This is a genomic window from Pseudomonas sp. K5002, from assembly GCF_013386655.1.
In the GTDB taxonomy this organism is placed as follows: Bacteria; Pseudomonadota; Gammaproteobacteria; order Pseudomonadales; family Pseudomonadaceae; genus Aquipseudomonas.
In genome coordinates, this window is sequence record NZ_JACARK010001618.1 from 210 (window position 1) to 1,412 (window position 1,203).

The 1,203-nt window shown below is 64.5% G+C and carries 1 protein-coding gene and 1 pseudogene; both read left to right on the plus strand.

Features of this window, described 5'->3' with window-relative positions:
• Positions 1-90 (plus strand): annotated as a pseudogene (locus tag HX846_RS40195) (enoyl-CoA hydratase); the annotation flags it as partial.
• 2 nt (positions 91-92) lie between these two features.
• On the plus strand, positions 93-1,203 hold a 1,111-nt coding region (locus tag HX846_RS38310; protein WP_178967591.1), incomplete at its 3' end, for a 3-hydroxyacyl-CoA dehydrogenase.

The following is a 1,203-nucleotide window of genomic DNA, read 5'->3' on the forward strand; positions in this document are numbered from 1 at the left end:
GCCTTTCAACTGCTGTTCGATTCGGCAGACCAGAAGGAGGGCGCCGCGGCGTTCTTCGAAAAACGCACCGCGAACTACCTGGGGGAATGACAATGGCTGATTCAATCAAGATCATGGGCCTGGTAGGCACCGGCGTGATGGGCGCCGGGATTGCACAGATTGCCGCTCAGGCGGGCGTGTTGGTGCGCTTGTTCGATGCCCGCGACGGTGCGGCGCAAACCGCTCGGGATAACCTCGGCGCCACGCTCTCGAAGCTGGCCGCCAAGGGCAAGATCACCCAGGCAGCGGTGGACGCTGCGCTTGCGAACCTGCAAGTTGCCACCACCATTGAGGCGTTGCGCGATTGCAACCTGGTGGTGGAAGCCATCGTTGAAAACCTCGACGCCAAGCGCGGCCTGTTGCAGCAGCTGGAAGGTGTGGTCAGCGCGGCGTGCATCCTCGCCACCAACACCTCGTCGCTGTCGGTCACGGCCATCGCCACCGGCTGCCAACACCCTGGACGGGTAGCCGGGCTGCACTTTTTCAACCCGGTACCGTTGATGCGCGTCGTCGAAGTAATCGACGGCCTGGCCACCGCACCGAAGGTCGGCGATGACCTGCTGGCCTTCGTTGCCCGTACCGGCCATCGCGGCGTGCGCGCCAAGGACACCCCGGGTTTCATCGTCAACCACGCCGGCCGTGCGTACGGCACCGAAGCCTTGAAGATGCTCGATGAAGGCATTGCCGAGCGCGGCGACATCGACCGTATCCTGCGTGAAGGCGCAGGCTTTCGCATGGGGCCGCTGGAACTGCTGGACCTCACCGGGCTCGACGTTTCCCACCCGGTGATGGAGTCGATCTACAACCAGTTCTATCAGGACCCGCGCTACAAACCATCGCCCCTGACCCGCCAGATGCTGGTGGGCGGACGCTTCGGGCGCAAGAGCGGGCAGGGCTTCTACCGCTATGAAAATGGCCAGGTGGTGGACGGCCCGCAGCCGCAGCCGGTGCCTTCCATCAAGCAATTCCCGCCGGTATGGATCGCCACCGAAAACGCCGAAGACTACGAGCGCCTCAGCGCCCTGGTGATCGAGTTGGGCGCACACCTTGAAAGCGCGGCGCAGCCTTCGCCTGAAGCGTTGTGCCTGCTGGCGCCCTACGGTCTCGACGCCACCTCGGCCAGCGAGCGCTTCCACACTGACCCGGCACGCACCCTGTGCATCG